This window comes from Pseudomonas asiatica, from assembly GCF_009932335.1.
Lineage (GTDB): Bacteria > Pseudomonadota > Gammaproteobacteria > Pseudomonadales > Pseudomonadaceae > Aquipseudomonas > Aquipseudomonas asiatica.
This window is the reverse complement of sequence record NZ_BLJF01000001.1, coordinates 3,946,939-3,968,465: the sequence shown is the minus strand read 5'-3', so window position 1 is coordinate 3,968,465 and position 21,527 is coordinate 3,946,939. Positions and strand designations below refer to the sequence as shown.

The following is a 21,527-nucleotide window of genomic DNA, read 5'->3' as shown; positions in this document are numbered from 1 at the left end:
GATCCGTCATTAGGAAAATCGATGTTCGACTACAAGCTGCTGGCCGCCCTCGCCGCCGTGATCGAGCAGGGTGGTTTCGAACGCGCGGCGCAGGTGCTGGGCTTGTCGCAGTCGGCCATTTCCCAGCGCATCAAGCTGCTTGAGGCGCGGGTCGGCCAGCCGGTGCTGGTGCGTGCCACGCCGCCAAGCCCGACCGAAGTCGGCCGCCAGTTGCTCAACCATGTGCAGCAGGTGCGCCTGCTTGAGCGCGACCTGCAGCGCCAGGTGCCGGCGCTGGACGAGGAGGGCATGCCGGAGCGCTTGCGCATCGCCCTCAATGCCGACAGCCTGGCCACTTGGTGGGCCGGTGCGGTGGGTAACTTCTGCGCACAGCAGAATGTGCTGACCGACCTCGTGGTGGAAGACCAGGAAGTGGGCCTGAAACGCATGCGTGCGGGCGAGGTGGCGGCCTGCCTGTGTGGCAGCGAGCGGCCAGTGGCCGGGGCGCGCAGCCTGCCACTGGGTGCCATGCGCTACCGGGCGCTGGCCAGCCCCGGGTTCATGGCGCGGCATTTTCCGCAGGGCTTCGCCGCCAGCCGCCTGGCCCGTACCCCGGCGATCGTGTACGGCCCGGACGACTTCCTGCAACACCGCTACCTGGCATCGCTGGGCATCGAGGATGGCTTCCTGCACCACCTGTGCCCGTCGTCCGAAGGCTTCCTGCGCATGACCGAAGCTGGCCTGGGCTGGGGCCTGGTGCCTGAACTGCAGGCCCGCGAGCAACTGGCCAGCGGCCGGCTGGTGGAAATCTGCAGCGATACCCCCATCGATGTGCCGCTGTACTGGCATCATTGGCGCAATGGCGGGCAACTGCTCGCGCAACTGACCGACCACCTGCGGCACTCCGCACGGCAATGGCTGGTGCCCTTGTAGCCACGGCTGGCGTCAGTTGCATCTGAAATCTGGCAAGACGGAGTCTTACATGCGAATTCTGGTCACCGGCGCGAGTGGCTTCATTGGCGGGCGCTTTGCGCGCTTTGCCCTGGAGCAGGGCCTGGACGTGCGGGTCAGCGGCCGTCGAGCCGAAGGGGTCGAGCACCTGGTCAAGCGCGGCGCCCAGTTCATCCCCGGCGACCTGGGGGATGCCGAGCTGGCCCGCCGCCTGTGCCAGGGCGTCGAGGCGGTAGTGCACTGCGCTGGCGCAGTGGGCAACTGGGGGCGCTACCAGGACTTCTATCAAGGCAATGTGGTGGTCACCGAAAACGTGGTCGAGGGCTGCTTGAAGGAGCACGTACGGCGGCTGGTACACCTGTCGTCGCCGTCGATCTACTTCAATGGCCGCTCGCGCCTGGACATCCGTGAAGACCAGGTGCCTCGCCGCTTCCACGACCACTACGGGCAGACCAAGTACATGGCCGAGCAGAAAGTGTTCGGTGCCCAGGAGTTCGGCCTCGAGGTGCTGGCGCTGCGCCCACGCTTCGTCACCGGCGCTGGCGATGCCAGTATCTTCCCGCGGCTGATGCAGATGCAGCGCAAGGGGCGCGTGGCGATCATCGGCAACGGCCTGAACAAAGTCGATTTCACCAGCGTGCACAACCTTAACGAAGCACTGCTCAGTGCCCTGTTCGCTGACGACCGGGCGCTGGGCCAGGCTTACAACATCAGTAACGGCCAGCCGCTGCCGCTGTGGGATGTGGTCAACTACGTGATGCGCCAGATGCAGCTGCCGCAGGTTACCCGTTACCGTTCCTACGGCCTGGCCTACAGCCTGGCCGCGCTGAACGAGGCGGCCTGCATGTTGTGGCCGGGACGCCCGCAACCGACCCTGTCGCGCCTGGGGATGCAGGTGATGAGCCGCGATTTCACCCTGGATATCAGCCGCGCCCGACAGTACCTGGACTACCAGCCCAAGGTCAGCCTGTGGACGGCATTGGATGAATTCTGTGCCTGGTGGAAGCACCAGCCGCCGGGGCAGTAAAGCCGGCCGGCCGACAATGGTCATCAACGCGCCGCGCTGGCGGTTTATACTCGTGCCTCTTTGCGACTACCGCGGTTGAATGTATCCATGCGTAACCATGCTCACGATGACTACGATGACGTGCCTAGCCTGCGGGCGGGCACCCATGACGATGACGAACTGATGCCGGCGCACGTGGTGCGCAGCCGCCAGAAGGCCGCTCGCGGTGCCAGCACGGCGCCGCTGTGGGCATTGCTCGGGGCCTCGTTCATCGCCTTGGCGGGCCTTGGCTGGTGGAGCTTCCAGCAGATCTCGCTGATGGAGCAGCAACTGGTGGCGACCCAGGAAAGCTTCGCTCGCATCAGCGAAGAGGCTGCCGGGCGCCTGCAGGCGATCAGCGGCAAGGTGGCGGCCAGCGAATCCGGCGCCACTACCAACAGCGAGGCGTTGAAGCTGCAACTGCGTCAGTTGCAGCAGGGGGTGGCCGGGCAGACCGGCGATCTGGGCAAGCGCCTGGAGCAGGTACTGGCTGATACCCGCGAACAGCAGAAGGCCGTGACCCAGCTGCAAACCCAGTTGCAGGCGCAACTGAAGGCGGTGAATGGTGAGCTGGCCGCATTGCGCTCGGGCCAGGTCGATGGTGGCAAGCTGGATACCCAGTTCAAGGGCCTGAACGAACAGGTTGCTGCGCTGAAGGCCGCGCAGGTGGATGGCGCCAAGCTGGATGCGCAGCTCAAGAGCCTGGGCAGCGAGGTTGCTGCGCTGAAGAAGCAGGGTAACCCGAGCGCGGCCATCCAGGACCTGGAGCAGGACATCCTGGTGCTCAAGAGCCAGATCGATAACCGCCCGGCCGCGGCGGCGTCCAGTGGTGCTTCGGTGCAGGAATTCGACGCCTTCCGGGCGCAGACGACACGCAACCTTAATACCTTGCAGAGCCAGATCCAGAACCTGCAGCAGCAGATCAATGCCCGGCCGTGACATTGCAGGGGAGGGCTTTGCCCTCCTATCGCGACACAAGGCCGCTCCTACAGGAAATCGCGTTCCCCTGTAGGAGCGGCCTTGTGTCGCGATAGGGCCGTAAAGCGGCCCCGGCGATTTCAGTTACAACCGCGGATAGTCGATGTACCCCACCGGCCCCTTGCCATAGAAAGTCTCCGGCCGCGCCTCGTTCAACGGCGCATCCGCCGCCAGCCGCGCCGGCAGGTCAGGGTTGGCGATGAACGGCACGCCAAACGCCACGGCGTCGGCCTTGCCGCTGGCCAGGGCGGCATTGGCACTGGCCTTGTCAAACCGCTCGTTGACGATGTACGGGCCGCCGAACGCTTCCTTGATCAGCGGGCCGATACTGTCATCGGCTTCCTTTTCCCGCGAGCAGATGAAGGCAATACCACGCTTGCCCAGCTCACGGGCCACGTAGGTAAAGGTTTCGGCACGGTCGGCATCGCCCATGTCATGGGCATCGGCCCGCGGCGCCAGGTGCACGCCCACGCGGTTTGCGCCCCACACCTCAATGGCCGCATCGGTCACTTCCAGCAGCAGCCGCGCACGGTTTTCCAGCGAACCGCCGTAGCGGTCGGTGCGCTGGTTGGTGCTGCTCTGCAGGAACTGGTCGAGCAGGTAGCCGTTGGCGCCGTGGATTTCCACGCCATCGAAACCGGCAGCCTTGGCATTCTCGGCACCGCTGCGGTAGGCCTCGACGATGTCGATGATTTCTTCGGTTTCCAGCGCGCGTGGGGTGGGGTAGTCACTGAGCGGGCGCACCAGGCTTACATGGCCTTTGGGCTGGATCGCGCTGGGGGCCACCGGCAGCTCGCCGTTCAGGTAGCTGGGGTGGGAGATGCGGCCAACATGCCACAGCTGCAGGAAGATGCGCCCGCCGGCGGCATGCACGGCCTTGGTCACGTTGTTCCAGCCACGCACCTGTTCGTCGTTCCAGATACCAGGGGTATCCGGGTAGCCGACGCCCATGGCGCTGACCGAGGTCGCCTCGCTGAGGATCAGCCCGGCGCTGGCGCGCTGTACGTAATACTCGGCCATCAGCGCGTTGGGCACGCGGCCTTCGTCGGCCCGGCAGCGGGTGAGCGGGGCCATGATGATGCGGTTGGGCAGTTGCAGGTCGCCCAGGGTGATCGGATCGAAAAGCGTGGTCATTACGGTTACCTGCCTGTTCAGAGTGCTTGGCGCAGTTGTTCGAGAAACGCCTGGATGGTGGCTTCGTTGCGTTTGAAGAAATGCCATTGGCCGATCTTCTGGCTGCTGATCAGCCCGGCGCGCTGCAAGGTGGCCAGGTGGGCGGAGACGGTCGACTGCGACAGACCGCAGCGTTGGTCTATCTGCCCGGCACATACACCGTTCTCGGTGCTGTGGTACTGGTCGGGGAATTGTGTCGCCGGGTCCTTCAGCCAGCTGAGGATTTCTCGCCTGACCGGGTGGGCCAGCGCTTTTATGATTTCGTCGAGATCGATAGGCATGGGTTGAGGCTCGTTGTAGCGGTATATCGCGATAGAACGAAATGTAAATCGTGGTTTCCCGATATACAAATATGAAGAGGTTCTGAGCTGAGCACGAATCGCTATATCGCGTTATAACGATATATGGGCCGGCGGTGCTAGACTGCGCTCATGAACTACCTCGCACACCTGCACCTTGGCGGCCCGGCGCCGCACCAACTGCTTGGCAGCCTGTATGGCGACTTCGTCAAAGGCTCGCTGGAAGGGCGCTTCCCGCCAGCGCTGGAGGCGGCCATCCGGCTGCACCGGCATATCGACAGCTATACCGACCAGCACCCGTTGGTGTTGGCGGCTCTTGCGCGTTTTCCGCGTGAGCGGCGGCGCTTTGCCGGTATCGTTCTGGATGTGTTTTTCGACCATTGCCTGGCCCGGCATTGGCAGGATTATGCCGAGCAGCCGCTGGAGCAGTTCACCGGGGACTTTTATCGGGTATTGCTGGCGGAGCCCGAGTTGCCGGGGCGGCTGGCGCGGATTGCGCCGTTCATGGCGGCGGATGACTGGCTGGGGGCGTATGGCGATTTTGCCACGCTGGAGCAGGTGTTCAACGGTATTGCCCGGCGCTTGTCGCGGCCGGAGGGGATGGTTGGGGTGATGGGGGAGCTGGAGCGGCTGTATGAGCCATTGCTGGCGGACTTCAGGGAGTTTTATCCACAGTTGCAGGCGTTTGCAGCGGCTGGCCGGTTGTCTGGCAGTTAGTCCTGCGCTGGCCTCTTCGCGGGCAAGCCCGCGAAGAGGCCGGTACTGGCAGTGCAAGAGTTCAGGCAGCCCGCGCCTGCCGCCGTGGCGCCAGCTCGACTTCTTCAACCCCGAACAACGCCAGGTGAATCGCCTGCTGCGCCTGCAACGCCAGCACCGCTCGCTCCTTGCCCACGCTGCCGATCGGCTGCAGCAGGTGAATGCATACCTCGCCCCGCGGCAGGGCAAACAGGCGCATCAGGTGCGACACCAGGTCATCGTCACCAATGAACGGTGCAATCGGGTCGATCTGGCCATCGCGCAGGTACTGGATAGCGACCGGCTGCACCGCCACGCCACGGTCGATGGCACCTGCCAGCAGGCGACCATGGAAGGTGCGCAGGGTACGGCCACTTGTGGTGGTGCCCTCCGGGAAGATCAGTAGCGGCCGGGAAAGACCCAGTTGCCCGGCGATCTGCTCACGCAGGCGCTGGCTGTCGCCCCCGCCACGGCGGATGAACAAAGTGCCGGCCTTTTCCGCCAGCCAGCCGGCCACCGGCCAGTGCCGCACTTCGGCCTTTGACAGGAACGACAGCGGCAGCAGCATGCCAAGCAACGGGATATCGGTCCAGGACACGTGGTTGCTGACCCACAGCATTGGCCGTTGGGGCAGCTCTCCGATCACCCGCACATCGAAGGGAAGGGCCGCGACCAGGCGCTTCATGAACAGGCAGGTCCAGCGCTGGCGGCGCTCGATGGGCGCCTTGAACCCCAGGCGTTCGCCCAGGGCGATCACGCTGGCCATCAGCATGCCCAGCAGCAGTACCAGCAGCAGTCGAGTCAGGCGGGCCATTACCCGCAGCTTCGGCATCAGACCGCTGCCTTGAAGTGGCGGGCGTAGCGTGGGCACAGTTCGTCGCGCTTGAGCAGGATGAACACATCGGCCACCTGGAAGTCTTCGTCCCAGCACGGCTCGCCGCAGATCTTCGCGCCCAGGCGCATGTACGCCTTGAGCAGCGGTGGCATCTCGGCGATGACGTTGTTCGGCAGGGCCAGGTTGGGCAACGGGTTCTTCGGCTCGGCGCGCAGGTGCTCGGTGCACAGGTAGCGGTCACGCAGGCGCTGCATCACCGCGTGGGCCTGCACCCCGCCATCTTGCATGGGGATGCTGGCGCAGCCCATCAGGTAGCTGTAGCGGCCTTCGTTGAGCACTTCGGCCAGTTCGCCCCAGAGCACGGCGATGGTGCCGCCGTTGCGGTAGTCGGGAGCTACGCAGGTTCGGCCCAGCTCCAGGATCGGGCCCTGCAGCTGCAACAGGCCGTGCAGGCTGAATTCTTCTTCGCTATAGAAGCGGCCCAGGCTGCTGGCGGCCTGATGGTCGAGCAGGCGGGTGGTGGCAACCAGCTCGCCGGTGCTCAGGTCGCGTACGCCAATGTGGCGGCAGTGCACGTCGTAGTCGTCCATGTCCAGGCCTTGCTCGGCTCCTTTGAGCTTGGCCTTGAATTCGGCGCTGAACACTTTGTAGCGCAGGGCCTGGGCTTCCTGCAGGGCCGCGGCGCCAACCAGGCGTTCGGCTTGCAGACGGCGTTCGGTGCTGTTGTCGCCAGCGTGAGCGATCCGAGTCATTACGAGTCTCCATAAGCCAGCCATGAAGGGTTGCGGCCGGTCGGCTTTGTTGTGCAAAGTCAGCCTAGGTAGATGGGGTGTCACCCCTGTGAATCTTTGGTGATGCTTGCGTGACACCCCCTGAGCCACAACTGAAAGCCCTTCAGCAAGGAGCCGACCGATGGCCTGGTTGCAACGACTCAACGACCCGCTTCGCCAAGCGCTGGCGGGCACCCTGGGCGAAACCTATGCCGCGCTGCTCGAGCGCCTTGGCCCGGTTGCCCCGTTCGAACTGGCGGTGCTCGGCGGGCGCGCGATGGCCACCCCCGGCCTGGCCTTCCTGGTCGGCTACCAGGCCGCCTTGCGCGTGCTGTGGCCCAGTGCTCCACCCAGCCTCGGCGCCCTGTGCGCCACCGAACGGCGCAGCGTGCGGCCGGCGGACATGCGCACGCGCCTGGACGGCTTGCGGCTGACCGGCAGCAAGGACTTCGTCACTGCAGGCCTGGAGGCGGAATGGCTGCTGGTGGCGGCGCGCTGCGAGGCGACGGGCGCGGCGCCGCAGTTGAACCTGGCGGTGGTCTACCCCGGGGAGCCAGGTGTGACGCTGGAAGCGCTGCCGACCCTGCCGCTGATGCCGGAGGTAGGCCATGGGCGACTGGTGCTGGAGCACGCGGCGTGCGAGTTATTGGCCGGTGATGGTTGGGATGCCTATGTGAAGCCGTTCCGTTCGCTTGAGGACTTGTATGTGCTTACGGCGTTGACGGCCTGGCTCTATGGCGTGGGGCAGGAGTGCGCCTGGCCGCAGGCCCTGCGCCTGCAGCTGCTTGGGCTGCTGGCCGGGTGTGCCGAAGGTAGCCGGCAGTGCGCCGATAGCGTTGGTTGCCATTTGTTGCTGGGAGGATTGTTTGCACAGTTCCAGGCGCTGCGAGGGGAGATCGATGCCGCGTTGGCGGCGGGGCCGGCGCAGTGGGCGCAGATCTGGCAGCGTGACCAGGGGGTGATGGCGCTGGCGGCGGCGGCGCGGGAGAAGCGGCTGAACAAGGCTTGGGCTGCTGCGGGATTGTCATGAATGCCTGATAGGTTTGTGTGATCCGATGAATCCTGGGGCCGCTTTGCGGCCCTTTCGCGACACAAGGCCGCTCCTACAGGGGAACGCGTCAAGTTCAGGCTGACGCTGTACCTGTAGGAGCGGCCTTGTGTCGCGATAGGGCTGCGCAGCGGCCCCAATAACGGCGATCACGATGAAGGTACTGTTGATCATCCTGATAATGGCTGCGGGTTGTGCCCGGGCCGAAGACTGGCCTGAACCCGACTGGCCAATCGACAACACCCCCCTCGACTGGCAAGCCGTCGACGCCTACGCCTTCCCCGCACGCACCACCCCCGAACGCAGCGGCATCCGCACCGACGCCCTGCTGATCATCCGCGACGGCCGCATCCTCCACGAACGCTACGCCGCCCCCAGCACTGCCGCCACCGCCCACCTGACCTGGTCGATCAGCAAGAGCGTACTCGCCACGCTATTGGGCATAGCCCAGGGCGAAGGCCGCTTCCAGCTGCAGGACCCGGTGACCCGTTTCTACCCGGCCATGCACGCCCATCCCGGCGTGCGCATGGCCGATCTGCTGCATTGGGCCAGCGGCCTGGACTGGCAGGAAGACTACGAGTACGCCCCGCTCAAGTCCTCGGTGGTGGCCATGCTGTATACCCGTGGCCGCGAGGACATGGCGGCCTACGCCGCGGCGCGGGAAGCGGTGGCCAGCCCGGGCCAGCGGTTTCTCTATTCCAGTGGCGACAGCAACCTGCTGGCCGCGGCGTTGCGCGGCATGCTCGATGCCGGTCAGTACCCCGACTACCCCTGGCATGCGCTGTTCATTCCGTTGGGGATCGACAGCGCGGTATGGGAGCGGGACCGCGCGGGTACCTATGTGGGTTCGTCCTACCTGTACCTCAGCGCTCGCGACCTGGCGCGCATCGGCCTGCTGATGCAGCGCGACGGGCGTTGGCAGGATCGGCAATTGCTGCCCAAGCCCTGGGTGGCTTTCAACCGCACGCCGTTTGCCAAAGCCGAAGCACTGCCCGGCGAGGCCAACCCCGGTGGCCACTGGTGGCTCAATCAGCCGCTGGTCGGCGCTGCCCGGCCTTGGCCGAGTGCTCCCGCGGACACCTACGCAGCCCTTGGCCACTGGGGCCAGGCGCTGTACGTGCTGCCCGCGCAAAAGCTGGTGATCGTGCGTTACGCCGATGACCGCGACGGCAGCTACCAGCACGATGAACTGCTCAAGCGGATACTCGCGGCGCTGGCTGGGGAGGGGGCATGAAGCGGGTGCTGCTGGTGGTGCTGCTGGGGGTGGTCTACTGGGCCTGGCATGAGCGCCAGGCCCTGGCGGACTTCCCCGGTATCCTTTCGGCCTACTCGGCCAAGGAATATTGCTCGTGCCGCTTCGTCATGGGGTTCGAGCCGGCGTATTGCCAAGGCTACGTGAAGCAATGGCTGCCGCTGAGCCTGCTGGAGGAAGACAGCCAACAGCGGCAGGTCACCGCCGAAGGCCTGGGCCGTCGCAATCAGGCTGCCTGGCAAGGCCCGCGCGAGGGCTGCCGCTTGCTGCCGTGAAGGCGGGCGGGTAAGGTTGGCGGCCTGGTTTCACGAGATCTGTCATGTTCAAGCTGCCCCGCCTGCTGCCCGCTTTGTTGCTGGCTTTTTGCCTGCCCGCCCACGCCAACTGGCACCTCGATGGCGAGTCTTCGCGCCTTTCGTTCATTACCGGCAAGAACGGTAACACCGCCGAAGTGCACCGCTTCCTGGTGCTGCATGGAACGGTCGACCGCAAGGGAGTGGCCGCGTTGAGCATCGAGATGGACTCGGTGAGCAGCGGTATTCCGCTGCGTGATGAACGCATGCGCGAGGACCTGTTCGAGGTCGAGCGCTTTGCCGAAGCCAAGGTGCAGGCGCAACTGGACCTACGGCCGATCAACGACCTGGCCAACGGTGCCCAGATCGAACTACGCCTGCCATTGACCGTGACGCTGCATGGCCAGTCCCACAGCTACAACGCCCTGCTGCTGGCCACCCGCCTGGACGAGCGACGCTTCCAGGTGGTGACCCTGGAGCCCTTGGTGCTGCGCGCCGAGGATTTCGGCCTGCTGCCGGGGCTGCAACGCCTGCGCAAGTTCGCCGGACTCAAGTCCATCAACCCGTCGGTGCCGGTTAGCGCGGTGCTGATCTTCACCGCCCGCTGACATGCCGGGGCCGGTCTTTCCCTGGCGGGATGGCAACCAGTTCGAACTGCTGATCGACGGCCCCGAGTTTTTTCCGCGCATGCTCCTGGCGATCATGCGCGCCGAATTCCAGGTCGACCTGGAACTGTACCTGGTCGAGGCCGGTGACTGCGCGGATGCGGTGGTCGAAGCGCTGGAGCAGGCTGCCCGACGTGGCGTGCGGGTGCGCTGCCTGTTCGACGACTATGGCTCGCTGGCCTTCAACAGCAAGTTGCGTCAGCGCCTGCTGGACGCAGGTGTGTACCTGCGCTGGTACAACCGCCTGCGCTGGAAGCGTGGCTTGCGCAACCTGTACCGCGATCACCGCAAGTTGCTGCTGGTGGACGAACGCTGGGCAGTGGTGGGCGGCACGGGCGTCACCGACGAGTTCTGGACGCCGGGCGAGGCGACCAGTGAATGGCACGAGGTGATGGTGCAGATGCAGGGGCCGGTGGTAAGCGACTGGCAGTTACTGTTCGACCGCCAGTGGCACGCCAACAACCGTCGCACAGCCTGGCGCCCCGCCGAGGGCTTTGGCCTGCCGCGCCTGCCCAAGGTGCCTGCACAGGGGCAGGGCATGGGCCGGGTAGCCTATGCCGACGCCCGCCAGCACCAGGACATCCTGCATTCGCTGGTGCGCGCGATCAACAGCGGCAAGCAGCGAGTGTGGCTGGCCACGCCTTACTTCCTGCCGACCTGGAGCGTGCGCCGGTCGCTGCGCCGGGCTGCCGGCAAGGGGGTTGATGTGCGGCTGCTGCTGACCGGGCCGCGCACCGATCATCCATCGGTACGTTACGCCGGGCATCGCTATTACCCGCGTCTGCTGCGCGCCGGGGTGCGTATCTACGAGTACCAGCCGTGTTTCCTGCACCTGAAGATGGTGTTGATCGACGATTGGGTCAGTATCGGCTCATGCAACTTCGATCACTGGAACCTGCGCTTCAACCTCGAGGCCAATATCGAGGCACTCGACCCGCCGCTGACGGCTGCCGTGCAGGCCAGTTTCGAGCGTGATTTCGCCTTGAGCGAGGTGGTCGACCTGGGCCACTGGAATGCCCGGCCGCTGTGGCGCCGGGTGAAGCAGCGGTTGTGGGGGTGGCTGGACCGGTTGGTGGTCAACTTGCTCGACCGTCGCGACTGAGACCAGCTATCGTGCAGTGATTGGCTCAAGGCAATCGAAGGAGTGGGTGCGATGACGGCAAAGAAAATTCTCATGTTGGTCGGCGACTACGTCGAAGATTACGAAGTCATGGTGCCGTTCCAGGCGCTGAGCATGGTCGGGCACACGGTGCATGCGGTATGCCCGGAAAAGGTCGCGGGGCAGACCGTGCGTACCGCGATTCATGATTTCGAGGGCGAACAGACCTACAGCGAAAAGCCGGGGCACAACTTTGCCTTGAATTATGACTTCGTGCGTGTACGGCCCGAGAGTTACGACGCGCTGCTGATCCCGGGTGGTCGTGCACCGGAGTACCTGCGCCTGGATGAGCGGGTGCTGGAGCTGGTGCGGGCGTTCGACCAGGCCGGCAAGCCGATCGCGGCGGTTTGCCATGGTGCCCAGTTGCTGGCGGCGGCCGGCGTGCTGGAAGGGCGCGAATGCAGTGCGTACCCGGCGTGCGCCCCGGAAGTGCGCTTGGCGGGCGGGACATTCATCGATATCGCGGTGGACCAGGCGCATGTGGACGGCAACCTGGTGACGGCACCGGCATGGCCGGCGCATCCGGCGTGGTTGGCGGCATTCCTCAAGGTGCTTGGTACCCGTATTGCCTGATACGGCCTTATCGCCGGCAAGCCAGCTCCCACAGGTTTAGCGAAGGTTTCAAGACCTGTGGAGTACCTGTGGGAGCTGGCTTGCCGGCGATGAGGCCAGTGCAGGCAACACAGCTCAACCAGGCTTAACCCACCTGCTCGACCCAGTCATTGAGGTTGTAGTAGTTGGTCACCCGGGCAATCTTCCCGCAATGGATATAGAAGAACGCCCCTGCCGGCAGCACATAGGTCTGCCCGTTGGCCGCCGGCAACCCTTCGTCATCGGCCAGATATTCCCCATGCACGGTGAACTCCGCCGCCGCGCGGCTGCCGTCGGCGTTCTGCATCACCACGATATCGGCCAGGCGCTCGCGGTAGCAGCGGTTCATCTTGTCCATGAACGCTGCAAACCGGGCCTTGCCCATCTGCCGCTCGCCCTGGTTGATGTCGTGGATCACATCCTCGCTGAGCAGGGCGAGAAAGGCCGGCATGTCGCCCGCATTGAAGGCGGCGTAGTAAGCATTTACCAGTTCGGTAGCGGTCATGGAACAATACCTGTCGTGGAGGGAAAAGGCGGGTCGTCGCTCCGGATGATAGGGTTTCCCCTCAAGCCCGGCTTAGCCGAGCGCGTCATCCACATCGACAAAACGACCGCCAAGCATGGAAATACGCCTGTTGCACGGCGCCGCTATCGCGCCTTACATCGATGACCTCGCTCGCCTGCGCCTTACCGTGTTTCGCGAGTTTCCCTACCTTTATGACGGCACCCCGGAGTACGAGGCCGACTACCTGGCCACTTATGCCCGCTCCGGGCGCAGCCTGGTGGTGCTGGCGCTGGACGACGGCAAGGTGGTCGGTGCCTCCACCGGCCTGCCGCTGGTGGATGTCGCCCCCGAGTTCCAGCAGCCGTTCCTGGCCCAGGGGCGCGACCCGGCCAGCGTGTACTACTTTGGTGAATCGGTGGTACTGCCCGAGTACCGTGGCCAGGGCCTGGGGGTGCGCTTTTTCATCGAGCGCGAGTCCTACGCACACAAGCTGGCCGAGTTCGACTATTGCGCGTTCTGTGCGGTCGAGCGGCCAGGTGTGCATCCGCGGCGGCCTGCGGACTACAAGCCGTTGCATGGCTTCTGGCGTAACCGCGGCTTCCTGCACGACCCGTCGCTGCGCACCAGCTACGCCTGGCGCGACCTGGACGAGCAGGAAAGCTCCGACAAGCTGATGTCGTTCTGGCTCAAGGAACTGCCGATATGATCCGCCTGGCGGCCTGCCAGTACGCCATCGAGCTGCATGAAACCTGGGAGGCCTACGCCGATCATCTGCAAGCCCTGTGCGCCAAGGCGGTGGACGCGGGGGCCCGCTTGCTGCTGTTGCCGGAGTACGCCGGCCTGGTGCTCAGCGGGCAGCTGAGTGCCGAGCAGCGGGGTGACCTGAAGGCTTCCATCGCCGGTATCCAGCCGCTGATCGAACCCTGGAGGGCCTTGTGCGAGAGCCTTGCCCGGCGCTGGGGTATCTACCTGCAACCGGGTAGCGTACCGGTGCTGGACAGCGATGGGCGCTACCGCAACCGTGCCTGGCTGTTCGGCCCCCAAGGTGTGCTGGGCTACCAGGACAAACTGATGATGACCCGTTTCGAACGGGAGCAGTGGGACATAGCCGCGGGCCAGGGGCTGCAGGTGTTCGACACTGAACTGGGGCGCCTGGGCATCCTGATCTGCTACGACAACGAATTCCCGATGCTGGCGCGGCGCCTGGCGGAGGGTGGTGCCGACCTGATCCTGGCGCCGAGCTGTACCGACACCGAGGCGGGTTACCACCGGGTGCGCATCGGTGCCCAGGCGCGGGCGCTGGAGAACCAGATTGCGGTGTTGCAGAGCCCCACGGTCGGGCTGGCGCCCTGGTCGCCGGCGCTGGACGAGAATATCGGCCGGGCAGGGCTGTTCGTGCCGCCGGATCATGGGATGCCGGGGGATGGGGTGGTGGCCTTGAGTGAAGAATCGAGCCCTGCCACTAGTCAGTGGCTGGTCTGTGAGGTGGACCTTGAGGAAGTACGGAGGGTGAGGCGGGAAGGGCAGGTGTTTACCCGCAGGGACTGGCCGGAGCAGTTTGACCGGATCTGCCCCCTGTAGGAGCAGCCTTGTGCTGCTAATGGGCCTGTGCTCACCCAAATATCTGTGGGTGACACAAGGCCTCTTCGCAGCACAAGGCTGCTCCTACAAAGAGCAGGGCCGTGACGCTTTTGCAGCAGATTTACTTCACTTCGACTGCCAGGCTCTGGGCAATCTTGCTCTGCCACAGGGCAGGGCCAGTGATGTGTACCGACTCACCGTTGCTGTCCACGGCGACGGTCACCGGCATGTCCTTGACCTCGAACTCGTAGATCGCTTCCATGCCCAGCTCGGCGAAGGCCAGGACCTTCGACTTGCGGATGGCCTGGGCCACCAGGTAGGCAGCACCGCCGACGGCCATCAGGTACACGGCCTTGTTGTCCTTGATCGCTTCGATGGCGGCAGGGCCGCGCTCGGACTTGCCGATCATGCCGAGCAGGCCGGTCTGCTCGAGGATCTGGCGGGTGAACTTGTCCATGCGGGTGGCGGTGGTCGGGCCGGCTGGGCCTACCACTTCGTCACCGACCGGGTCGACCGGGCCAACGTAGTAGATGAAGCGGCCTTTCAGGTCCACCGGCAGCTCTTCGCCACGGTTGAGCATTTCGACCATGCGCTTGTGCGCGGCATCGCGGCCGGTCAGCATCTTGCCGTTGAGCAGGATGGTTTCGCCCGGCTTCCAGCTGGCGACTTCTTCCGGGGTGATGGCGTCGAGGTTGACGCGACGGGCGCTCGGGCCGGCTTCCCAGACGATTTCCGGGTAGGCGTCCAACGACGGCGCTTCCAGCTCGGCCGGGCCGGAGCCATCGAGCACGAAGTGGGCGTGGCGGGTGGCGGCGCAGTTGGGGATCATGCACACCGGCAGCGAAGCGGCGTGGGTCGGGTAGTCCATGATCTTGACGTCGAGCACGGTGGTCAGGCCACCCAGGCCCTGGGCGCCGATGCCCAGCTGGTTGACCTTCTCGAACAGCTCCAGACGGATTTCTTCCAGGCGGTTCTGCGGGCCACGGGCTTTCAGTTCGTGGATGTCGATGGACTCCATCAACACTTCCTTGGCCATGACGGCGGCCTTCTCGGCGGTACCGCCGATGCCGATGCCGAGCATGCCAGGCGGGCACCAGCCAGCGCCCATGGTCGGGACGGTCTTCAGTACCCAGTCGACGATCGAGTCGGACGGGTTGAGCATGGCCATCTTCGACTTGTTCTCCGAGCCGCCGCCCTTGGCTGCGACATCGACCTCGACCTTGTCGCCGGGGACGATGGAGTAGTGGATCACTGCCGGGGTGTTGTCCTTGGTGTTCTTGCGGGCACCGGCCGGGTCGGCCAGGATCGAAGCGCGCAGGACGTTTTCAGGCAGATTGTAGGCGCGACGCACACCTTCGTTGATCATGTCGTCGACGCTCATGGTGGCGCCGTCCCAGCGCACGTCCATGCCCACGCGGATGAACACGGTGACGATACCGGTGTCCTGGCAGATCGGGCGATGGCCAGTGGCGCACATGCGCGAGTTGATCAGGATCTGGGCGATGGAATCGCGCGCAGCAGGCGATTCTTCACGCAGATAGGCCTCGTGCATGGCCTGGATGAAATCGACGGGGTGGTAGTACGAGATGAATTGCAGGGCGTCGGCGACGCTCTGAATCAGGTCGTCTTGCTTGATCACGGTCATGCAGCGCGCTCCTCTTAAAGACGGGAACATTCATTACGGCGCTCGACGGTGCCGACCAGCGTGTCGAAGCGCCTTGCAAGGCGCCGGCAGGTCAGGCCGACGGAAAAAGGCGCGGCAGTATAGCGCGCATCCGTGCCGGGCACACCTGCGGTCGGTCTGGACCATGGTCGGCAGTGGTTGGGCATCCTTTTTGCTGCCGTTGCGTGCTTGGCTTAAAGTGCACTGTGATATGTGGAGAAAGACCGACCATGCCCGTACTTTGCGTGGGCGAGCGCCGCTGGGCGGTGCCGACCGGCAGCAACCTGCTCGATGCCTTGAACGAGGCCGGGCTGAACGTACCCTACAGTTGCCGCGCCGGCAGTTGCCATGCCTGCCTGGTGCACTGCCTGGGCGGGCAACCGCTGGATGCCATGCCCGAGGCCCTGGCGCCGGACAAGCATGCCCAGGGCTGGCGGCTGGCCTGTCAGTGTCGGGTAGTCGAAGATCTGCGCGTGGCGCTGTTCGACCCGCAGCAGGATGGCCTGCCGGCGCAGGTCTGTGCCCTGGACTGGTTCGGCGATGTGCTGCGCGTGCGGCTGCGGCCCGAACGGGCAATGCGTTACCAGGCGGGGCAGCATGTGGTGCTGTGGAATGGCGCGGTGGCGCGGCCTTACTCCTTGGCCAGCTTGCCGGGCGAAGATGATTTCCTCGAGTTTCATATCGACTGCCAGCACCCCGGCGCCTTTTGTGACAAGGCCCGTGGCTTGCAGCTGGGTGATGTGCTGCGCCTGGGCGAGCTCAGGGGAGGGGCCTTGCACTACGACCCGGACTGGCAACAGCGGCCGCTGTGGTTGCTGGCGGCGGGGACCGGGCTGGCGCCGTTGTGGGGCATCTTGCGCGAGGCTCTGCGGCAGGGGCACCAAGGGGAAATCAGGGTCATGCATGTGGCGCACGAGGACGCTGGGCATTATCTGGCCGAGCCGTTGCGCAAGATGGCGGATGTGAGTGTCGAGTTGGTACTGGCAGAGCGGCTGGATGAAGCGTTGGCCGGGTTGCGGCCGTCATCGCGGCAGACGGTGGCGCTGGTGTGCGGAGCGCCGGGGAGTGTCGAGCGGTTTGCCCGGCGGCTGTTCATTGCCGGGGTGCCACGGGGGCAGGTGTTTGCCGATGTGTTTGTCGAGCATGCCTGAGGCATTTGTGTAATCTGGGCTGGCCCCATCGCCGGCAAGCCAGCTCCCACAGGATTGCAACAGACCTGGGCCTGCGCAGTAACCTGTGGGAGCTGGCTTGTCGGCGATGGGGCCGCAGTGCGGCCCCGTTTGGAGCAGATCAACCGACCAGCGGATCACCGACATGCAGGATCTTCATGCCATTGGTGCCACCGATGGTGTGGTAGCTGTCACCCTTGGTCAGGATTACCCAGTCACCTTGCTCCACCAGGCCACGCTTGAGCAGTTCGTCGACCGCTGCCTGACTCACCTTGTCGGCCGGCAGCGAGGCCGGATCGAAGGCAATCGGGTACACGCCGCGGAACATGTTGGCACGTGCCTGGGTAGCGCGGTGCGGCGACAGGGCGAAGATCGGCACGTGCGAACGCAGGCGCGACATGATCAGCGGGGTGTAGCCACTCTCGGTCAGCGCAATGATCGCCTTCACGCCCGGGAAGTGGTTGGCGGTGTACATGGCCGCCAGCGCGATGCTCTCGTCGCAGCGCTCGAAGGTAGTGTGCAGGCGGTGGCTGGACTTCTGGCTGGTCGGGTGCTTTTCGGCACCCAGGCAGATACGGGCCATGGCCTGGACAGCTTCGATCGGGTAGGCACCGGCGGCACTCTCGGCCGACAGCATCACCGCGTCGGTGTTGTCCAGCACGGCGTTGGCCACGTCGGACACTTCGGCACGGGTCGGCATCGGGTTCTGGATCATCGACTCCATCATCTGGGTCGCCACGATCACTGCCTTGTTGTTGCGGCGGGCGTGCTGGATGATCTTCTTCTGGATGGCGATCAGCTCGGCGTCGCCGATTTCCACGCCCAGGTCGCCACGGGCGACCATGACGGCGTCGGATGCGAGGATCAGCTTGTCGAGGGTCTCGTCGTCGGCCACCGCTTCGGCGCGTTCGATCTTGGCCACCAGCCAGGCGCTGCCGCCAGCTTCGTCACGCAGCTTGCGGGCGTATTCCATGTCGCTGGCGTCACGCGGGAAGGACACGGCCAGGTAGTCCAGGTCCATTTCCGCGGCCAGCTTGATGTCGGCCTTGTCTTTCTCGGTCAGGGCCGGTGCGGTAAGGCCGCCACCTTTACGGTTGATGCCTTTGTGGTCCGACAGCGGGCCACCGATGATCACCACGCAGTGCAGGGCATCTGCGGTGGCGGTCTCGACGCGCATCACCACGCGGCCATCGTCGAGCAGCAACTCGTCACCAACGCCGCAGTCCTTGACCAGGTCGGGGTAGTCGATACCGACGATGTCCTGGTTGCCTTCGGTCAGCGGGTGGGCGGTGGAGAAGGTGAACTTGTCACCGATCTTCAATTCGATACGCTTGTTGGCGAACTTGGCGATGCGGATCTTCGGACCCTGCAGGTCGCCCAGCAGTGCAACATGGCGGCCGTTCTTGGCGGCGATGTCACGGATCAGGCGCGCGCGGGCCTTGTGCTCGTCCGGAGTGCCGTGGGAGAAGTTCAGGCGTGCCACGTCCAGGCCGGCGAGGATCAGCTGTTCGATCACTTCCGGCGAGTTGCTGGCGGGGCCAAGGGTGGCGACGATTTTGGTACGGCGGATGCTCATGCACAGACTCCTATAGTGAAGCGCAGCGAAAGGCTACTCCTGAATCTCGCTGTAGTCATTGTTCCGTTGCACTACCTGCGACCGAGGCAGGGTGGCATTTGAACGGGCAGGGCATCATTGCAAAAGGGTGTGAAGATTTGCCGGCAAAGGCCGATACACTGGCATCAAAGGAGACCCCCATGCGAGCCCTGATCGTTTTAGCCCTGGCGGCCAGCGCCGTCGGTTGCACCCGCTGGTCCATGGACCACCACCTGAACAATGCCTACCGTGCCTACGACCGTGGCGATTGCGCGCGGGTCATGCTCGAGCTGTCGCAGGTCGACCGCACCAGCCGTGCACGACCGTTCATCCACCCCGAGGTGTCGCTGCTGCGCGGCCAGTGCCTGGAGCGCCAGGCCTTGTACGTGGATGCGGCGCAGACCTACCAGTACCTGATCCAGCAGTACCCGGGCAATGAATACGCGTATCGTGCCCAGGCACGCCTGCAGACCCTGGAGAAACTCGGCCATTTGCGCGGCACCGAAGCCGCCGTGGCGAACCCGGTGACCGCCGCACCTTGGCGTTAACACCAAGGTGTGATTTATTTCACGGGATTTGCCGCGCGCGCTGCGCTAATCTGTAACTCAGTTGTTACAACAACCGCCAGTTCCACGTATTCCTGGCATCGGATACGGACTGCACTTGCGATCATGTTCAACAAGCGCCACATCGAACGCCATCAGCTACCTTGTGTTCTCAAGGTGTTCAACCGCATTACCGGCCAGGCCATCGGCCAGCTGGGTAACGCCTCTGAAGACGGGCTGATGCTGATAAGCCAGCTACCTGTGCTGGTCGGGCCCGACTATGATCTGCAATTACGCCTGCCGCTGCTTGGTGGCGGGCATCAATTCGTCAACCTTACCGCCAGCTGCCTGTGGTGCCGTGAAGACCAGACGCCCGGGCACTACGATTCCGGTTTCATGCTGCTGCAGGCCCCCCGCGAGTACGATGAATTCGTCCGTTCGTTGCGCGACTATTTCAGTTTCCGCCCCGCCAACGCATCTGCCTGAGCCTGCTGAGCCCCGGGCCCAGCTTCTGGAATCGCGCTAGAATCGGGTCGACCTCGATACAGGACGACCCCGTGACCTCCAGCATTTTCTGGCACGACTACGAAACCACCGGCATCAACCCGCGCTGTGACCGGCCGTTGCAGGTTGCCGGTGTGCGCACCGACTTCGACCTCAACGAAATCGACGAGCCGATCAGCCTTTATTGCCGGCCCTCCGACGATATCCTGCCGCACCCGGCCGCCTGCCTGGTGACTGGCATCACCCCACAACTGCTGGCCGAGCAGGGTTTGTGCGAAGCGGAGTTCATGACCCGGGTGCACGCACAACTGGCGCACCCTGGTACCTGTGGCGCCGGCTACAACACCCTGCGCTTCGACGACGAAGTGACCCGCTACAGCCTGTACCGCAACTTTTTCGACCCTTATGCCCGAGAGTGGCAGGGCGGCAACAGCCGCTGGGACCTGATCGACATCGTGCGCACGGCCTATGCACTGCGCCCGGACGGCATCGAGTGGCCGCAGCAGGACGGGCGCACCAGCCTGCGCCTGGAGCTGCTGAGCAAGGCCAATGGCATCGACCATGGGCATGCCCACGAAGCGCTTTCCGACGTGCGGGCAACCATCGCCCTGGCCCGCCTGATCCGGCAAAAACAGCCCAAGTTGTATGACTGGCTGTTTCAGTTGCGCAGCAAGCATAAAGTGATGGAGCAGATCCGTTTGTTGCAGCCACTGGTGCATATATCCGGGCGCTTCTCGGCGGCACGCAATTACCTTGGTGTCGTATTGCCGCTGGCCTGGCACCCGCGTAATCGCAATGCACTGATTGTGTGCGACCTGCATCAGGAAACCCTACCGTTACTACGGGAAAGTGCTGAAGTTCTACGCCGGCGTTTGTATACCCGCCATGAAGAACTGGCCGAAGGCGAATTACCCGTGCCGCTCAAATTGGTGCAGGTCAATCGCTGCCCGGTAGTGGCGCCACTTTCGGTATTACGCCCGGCCGATCAACAGCGGTTGGGTCTGGACTTGACGTTGTTACAATTGCGCGGCGAAGAATTGGCCGAGCAACAGGCGCAATGGCAAGACAAGCTGGAACACATCTACGGCAAGGAAGACTTCGCCCCGAGTGAAGACCCGGAACAACAGTTGTATGACGGTTTTCTGGGGGACCGTGACCGCCGCTTATGCGAGCAAGTTCGTGCACTGGAACCGGCGCAGTTGAGCCATGGGCAGTGGATGTTCGATGACCTGCGCTTGCCTGAATTGTTGTTCCGCTATAGGGCACGCAACTTCCCCGAGACCCTGACCGGCGAAGAGCGGCAACGCTGGTTCAGCTTCTGCCAGCAGCGCCTGAGCGACCCGCAGTGGGGCGCGCCGAATACGCTGGGCGACTTCGAACAGGCGCGGCAGCAGGCCTGGGAGGGCGCTGACGATGCGGGGCGGCGGGTGCTGGATGCCTGGCAGGTACATGCCCGGCAATTGCAGGCACAGTATGCAGTTGGCTGAGCGCTGACACAAAACGCGGACAAACAAAAACGCCGGCAATATGCCGGCGTTCTTGTTGCGATAAGCAGCAGGCGTGTGCGGACAATCAGTCCAGCAGGGTCGCCCAGCTTTCAACCACATCGCCACCCCACTTGGCTTTCCATTCTTTCAGGGTCTTGTGGTTGCCGCCTTTGGTTTCGATCACTTCATTGTTGTGCGGGTTCTTGTATTGCTTGACCTTGCGCGCACGCTTGGTGGCGGTAGTCTTGACTGCACCACGAGGGGCCTTGCTCAGTTTCGACTCTGGGTCGAGCAGGGCAATCACGTCGCGCAGCGACTTGGAGTACTCGCCCATCAGTGCGCGCAATTTGCCTTCGAACTCCAGTTCTTTCTTCAGCTTGTCATCCTGCGACAGGTTGGCCAGGCGGGCCTGAAGTTCCTTGATGGCTTCTTCGGTAGCGCGGTACTCGTTGATCAGGGACATGGAGTGTTCCTTAATGCGTGTTCAGAAATGTGTGGGGCAATAATAGACAGGCAATACTCGCAAGTAAACATATTGTTGGGCAATTAACTGTTAACTAAGCTGTGACAACCATTTCTCTACGTGAACAAAAATTTACAATTAACCCTGCATTTCGTCATGTCTGTCAGAGAATGCCGGTAGTGCATCTCGTCAGGAACACAGGCCACGGCCGCTGCGATCAATACTGCGTTTTTCCTGGCGGGC

At 64.1% G+C, this 21,527-nt stretch carries 24 protein-coding genes; 16 read left to right on the top strand and 8 right to left on the bottom strand.

Annotated features, from left to right (window positions below):
- Positions 1-21 precede the first annotated feature (21 nt).
- The 3 genes from GYA95_RS18400 to GYA95_RS18390 all read left to right on the top strand — a co-directional run bounded on the left by GYA95_RS18400 (position 22) and on the right by GYA95_RS18390 (position 2,914).
- On the top strand, positions 22-912 hold the full coding sequence (locus GYA95_RS18400; RefSeq protein ID WP_015271679.1) for a LysR family transcriptional regulator ArgP: 891 nt from the start codon (positions 22-24) through the stop codon (positions 910-912).
- A gap of 49 nt (positions 913-961) precedes the next feature.
- The gene (locus GYA95_RS18395; protein WP_015271678.1) at positions 962-1,957 is read left to right on the top strand and encodes an NAD-dependent epimerase/dehydratase family protein; all 996 of its coding nucleotides are present in this window, start codon (positions 962-964) and stop codon (positions 1,955-1,957) included.
- 87 nt (positions 1,958-2,044) lie between these two features.
- Positions 2,045-2,914, top strand: a complete 870-nt coding sequence (locus GYA95_RS18390) for a hypothetical protein (RefSeq protein ID WP_015271677.1) — start codon at positions 2,045-2,047, stop codon at positions 2,912-2,914.
- A 123-nt stretch (positions 2,915-3,037) separates the two neighbouring features.
- Here the strand turns inward: GYA95_RS18390 and GYA95_RS18385 are convergent, their stop codons facing one another.
- Together GYA95_RS18385 and GYA95_RS18380 are read right to left on the bottom strand one after the other, a co-directional pair.
- Positions 3,038-4,087, bottom strand: a complete 1,050-nt coding sequence (locus GYA95_RS18385) for an alkene reductase (protein ID WP_015271676.1) — start codon at positions 4,085-4,087, stop codon at positions 3,038-3,040.
- A 17-nt stretch (positions 4,088-4,104) separates the two neighbouring features.
- Positions 4,105-4,407 carry an ArsR/SmtB family transcription factor gene (locus GYA95_RS18380; protein ID WP_015271675.1) on the bottom strand — a complete coding sequence of 101 codons (303 nt, stop codon included), beginning with the start codon at positions 4,405-4,407 and terminating at the stop codon, positions 4,105-4,107.
- 150 nt (positions 4,408-4,557) lie between these two features.
- On the opposite strand from GYA95_RS18380, the gene GYA95_RS18375 reads away from it, so the two are divergent.
- On the top strand, positions 4,558-5,142 hold the full coding sequence (locus GYA95_RS18375) for an acyl carrier protein phosphodiesterase (protein WP_015271674.1): 585 nt from the start codon (positions 4,558-4,560) through the stop codon (positions 5,140-5,142).
- A gap of 61 nt (positions 5,143-5,203) precedes the next feature.
- Here GYA95_RS18375 and GYA95_RS18370 read toward each other — a convergent pair whose 3' ends face one another.
- Positions 5,204-5,992, bottom strand: a complete 789-nt coding sequence (locus tag GYA95_RS18370) for a lysophospholipid acyltransferase family protein (protein WP_015271673.1) — start codon at positions 5,990-5,992, stop codon at positions 5,204-5,206.
- Positions 5,992-6,747 carry an L-ornithine N(alpha)-acyltransferase gene (gene olsB / locus GYA95_RS18365; RefSeq protein WP_015271672.1) on the bottom strand — a complete coding sequence of 252 codons (756 nt, stop codon included), beginning with the start codon at positions 6,745-6,747 and terminating at the stop codon, positions 5,992-5,994. Before olsB ends, GYA95_RS18370 begins: the two co-directional genes overlap by 1 nt.
- Positions 6,748-6,907: 160 nt before the next feature.
- On the opposite strand from olsB, the gene GYA95_RS18360 reads away from it, so the two are divergent.
- From GYA95_RS18360 to GYA95_RS18335, 6 genes are all read left to right on the top strand, one after another.
- A complete protein-coding gene (locus GYA95_RS18360) occupies positions 6,908-7,795 on the top strand; it encodes an acyl-CoA dehydrogenase middle domain-containing protein (protein ID WP_015271671.1) in 888 nt (295 codons plus the stop codon).
- A 172-nt stretch (positions 7,796-7,967) separates the two neighbouring features.
- Positions 7,968-9,047, top strand: a complete 1,080-nt coding sequence (locus tag GYA95_RS18355; protein ID WP_015271670.1) for a serine hydrolase domain-containing protein — start codon at positions 7,968-7,970, stop codon at positions 9,045-9,047.
- On the top strand, positions 9,044-9,340 hold the full coding sequence (locus GYA95_RS18350) for a hypothetical protein (RefSeq protein WP_013974066.1): 297 nt from the start codon (positions 9,044-9,046) through the stop codon (positions 9,338-9,340). Before GYA95_RS18355 ends, GYA95_RS18350 begins: the two co-directional genes overlap by 4 nt.
- 44 nt (positions 9,341-9,384) lie before the next feature.
- Complete coding sequence (locus tag GYA95_RS18345) at positions 9,385-9,966, top strand: YceI family protein (protein WP_015271669.1); 582 nt, start codon at positions 9,385-9,387, stop codon at positions 9,964-9,966.
- A 1-nt stretch (position 9,967) separates the two neighbouring features.
- The gene (locus GYA95_RS18340) at positions 9,968-11,125 is read left to right on the top strand and encodes a phospholipase D-like domain-containing protein (protein ID WP_015271668.1); all 1,158 of its coding nucleotides are present in this window, start codon (positions 9,968-9,970) and stop codon (positions 11,123-11,125) included.
- Between the two features lie 51 nt (positions 11,126-11,176).
- Positions 11,177-11,755, top strand: coding sequence for a DJ-1/PfpI family protein (locus tag GYA95_RS18335; protein WP_015271667.1), 579 nt, complete (start codon positions 11,177-11,179; stop codon positions 11,753-11,755).
- Positions 11,756-11,879: 124 nt separating this feature from the next.
- Here the strand turns inward: GYA95_RS18335 and GYA95_RS18330 are convergent, their stop codons facing one another.
- Entirely contained in the window at positions 11,880-12,278 is a 399-nt protein-coding gene (locus GYA95_RS18330; protein WP_015271666.1) for a nuclear transport factor 2 family protein, read from the bottom strand.
- 115 nt (positions 12,279-12,393) lie between these two features.
- On the opposite strand from GYA95_RS18330, the gene GYA95_RS18325 reads away from it, so the two are divergent.
- Together GYA95_RS18325 and GYA95_RS18320 are read left to right on the top strand one after the other, a co-directional pair.
- Complete coding sequence (locus tag GYA95_RS18325; RefSeq protein ID WP_013974061.1) at positions 12,394-12,984, top strand: GNAT family N-acetyltransferase; 591 nt, start codon at positions 12,394-12,396, stop codon at positions 12,982-12,984.
- Positions 12,981-13,859: a carbon-nitrogen hydrolase family protein gene (locus GYA95_RS18320; protein ID WP_015271665.1), complete on the top strand. Its 879-nt coding sequence runs from the start codon at positions 12,981-12,983 to the stop codon at positions 13,857-13,859. The genes GYA95_RS18325 and GYA95_RS18320 overlap by 4 nt, the downstream gene beginning before the upstream one ends.
- A 121-nt stretch (positions 13,860-13,980) precedes the next feature.
- Here the strand turns inward: GYA95_RS18320 and GYA95_RS18315 are convergent, their stop codons facing one another.
- Complete coding sequence (locus tag GYA95_RS18315) at positions 13,981-15,504, bottom strand: fumarate hydratase (RefSeq protein WP_013974059.1); 1,524 nt, start codon at positions 15,502-15,504, stop codon at positions 13,981-13,983.
- A 248-nt stretch (positions 15,505-15,752) separates the two neighbouring features.
- Between GYA95_RS18315 and GYA95_RS18310 the strand changes: the two genes are divergently transcribed.
- The gene (locus tag GYA95_RS18310) at positions 15,753-16,673 is read left to right on the top strand and encodes an iron-sulfur-binding ferredoxin reductase (RefSeq protein WP_015271664.1); all 921 of its coding nucleotides are present in this window, start codon (positions 15,753-15,755) and stop codon (positions 16,671-16,673) included.
- Positions 16,674-16,812: 139 nt separating this feature from the next.
- Here GYA95_RS18310 and pyk read toward each other — a convergent pair whose 3' ends face one another.
- Positions 16,813-18,267, bottom strand: coding sequence for a pyruvate kinase (pyk, locus tag GYA95_RS18305; RefSeq protein WP_013974057.1), 1,455 nt, complete (start codon positions 18,265-18,267; stop codon positions 16,813-16,815).
- Between the two features lie 179 nt (positions 18,268-18,446).
- On the opposite strand from pyk, the gene GYA95_RS18300 reads away from it, so the two are divergent.
- The 3 genes from GYA95_RS18300 to sbcB all read left to right on the top strand — a co-directional run bounded on the left by GYA95_RS18300 (position 18,447) and on the right by sbcB (position 20,821).
- The gene (locus GYA95_RS18300; protein WP_003259593.1) at positions 18,447-18,833 is read left to right on the top strand and encodes a tol-pal system YbgF family protein; all 387 of its coding nucleotides are present in this window, start codon (positions 18,447-18,449) and stop codon (positions 18,831-18,833) included.
- Between the two features lie 123 nt (positions 18,834-18,956).
- Positions 18,957-19,316, top strand: a complete 360-nt coding sequence (locus tag GYA95_RS18295) for a PilZ domain-containing protein (protein WP_003259592.1) — start codon at positions 18,957-18,959, stop codon at positions 19,314-19,316.
- Positions 19,317-19,387: 71 nt separating this feature from the next.
- Positions 19,388-20,821 (top strand): exodeoxyribonuclease I, encoded by a 1,434-nt coding sequence (gene sbcB / locus GYA95_RS18290; RefSeq protein WP_015271663.1) that lies wholly within the window; start codon positions 19,388-19,390, stop codon positions 20,819-20,821.
- 85 nt (positions 20,822-20,906) lie between these two features.
- Here the strand turns inward: sbcB and mvaT are convergent, their stop codons facing one another.
- Positions 20,907-21,284, bottom strand: a complete 378-nt coding sequence (gene mvaT, locus GYA95_RS18285) for a histone-like nucleoid-structuring protein MvaT (protein WP_015271662.1) — start codon at positions 21,282-21,284, stop codon at positions 20,907-20,909.
- Positions 21,285-21,527 lie beyond the last annotated feature (243 nt).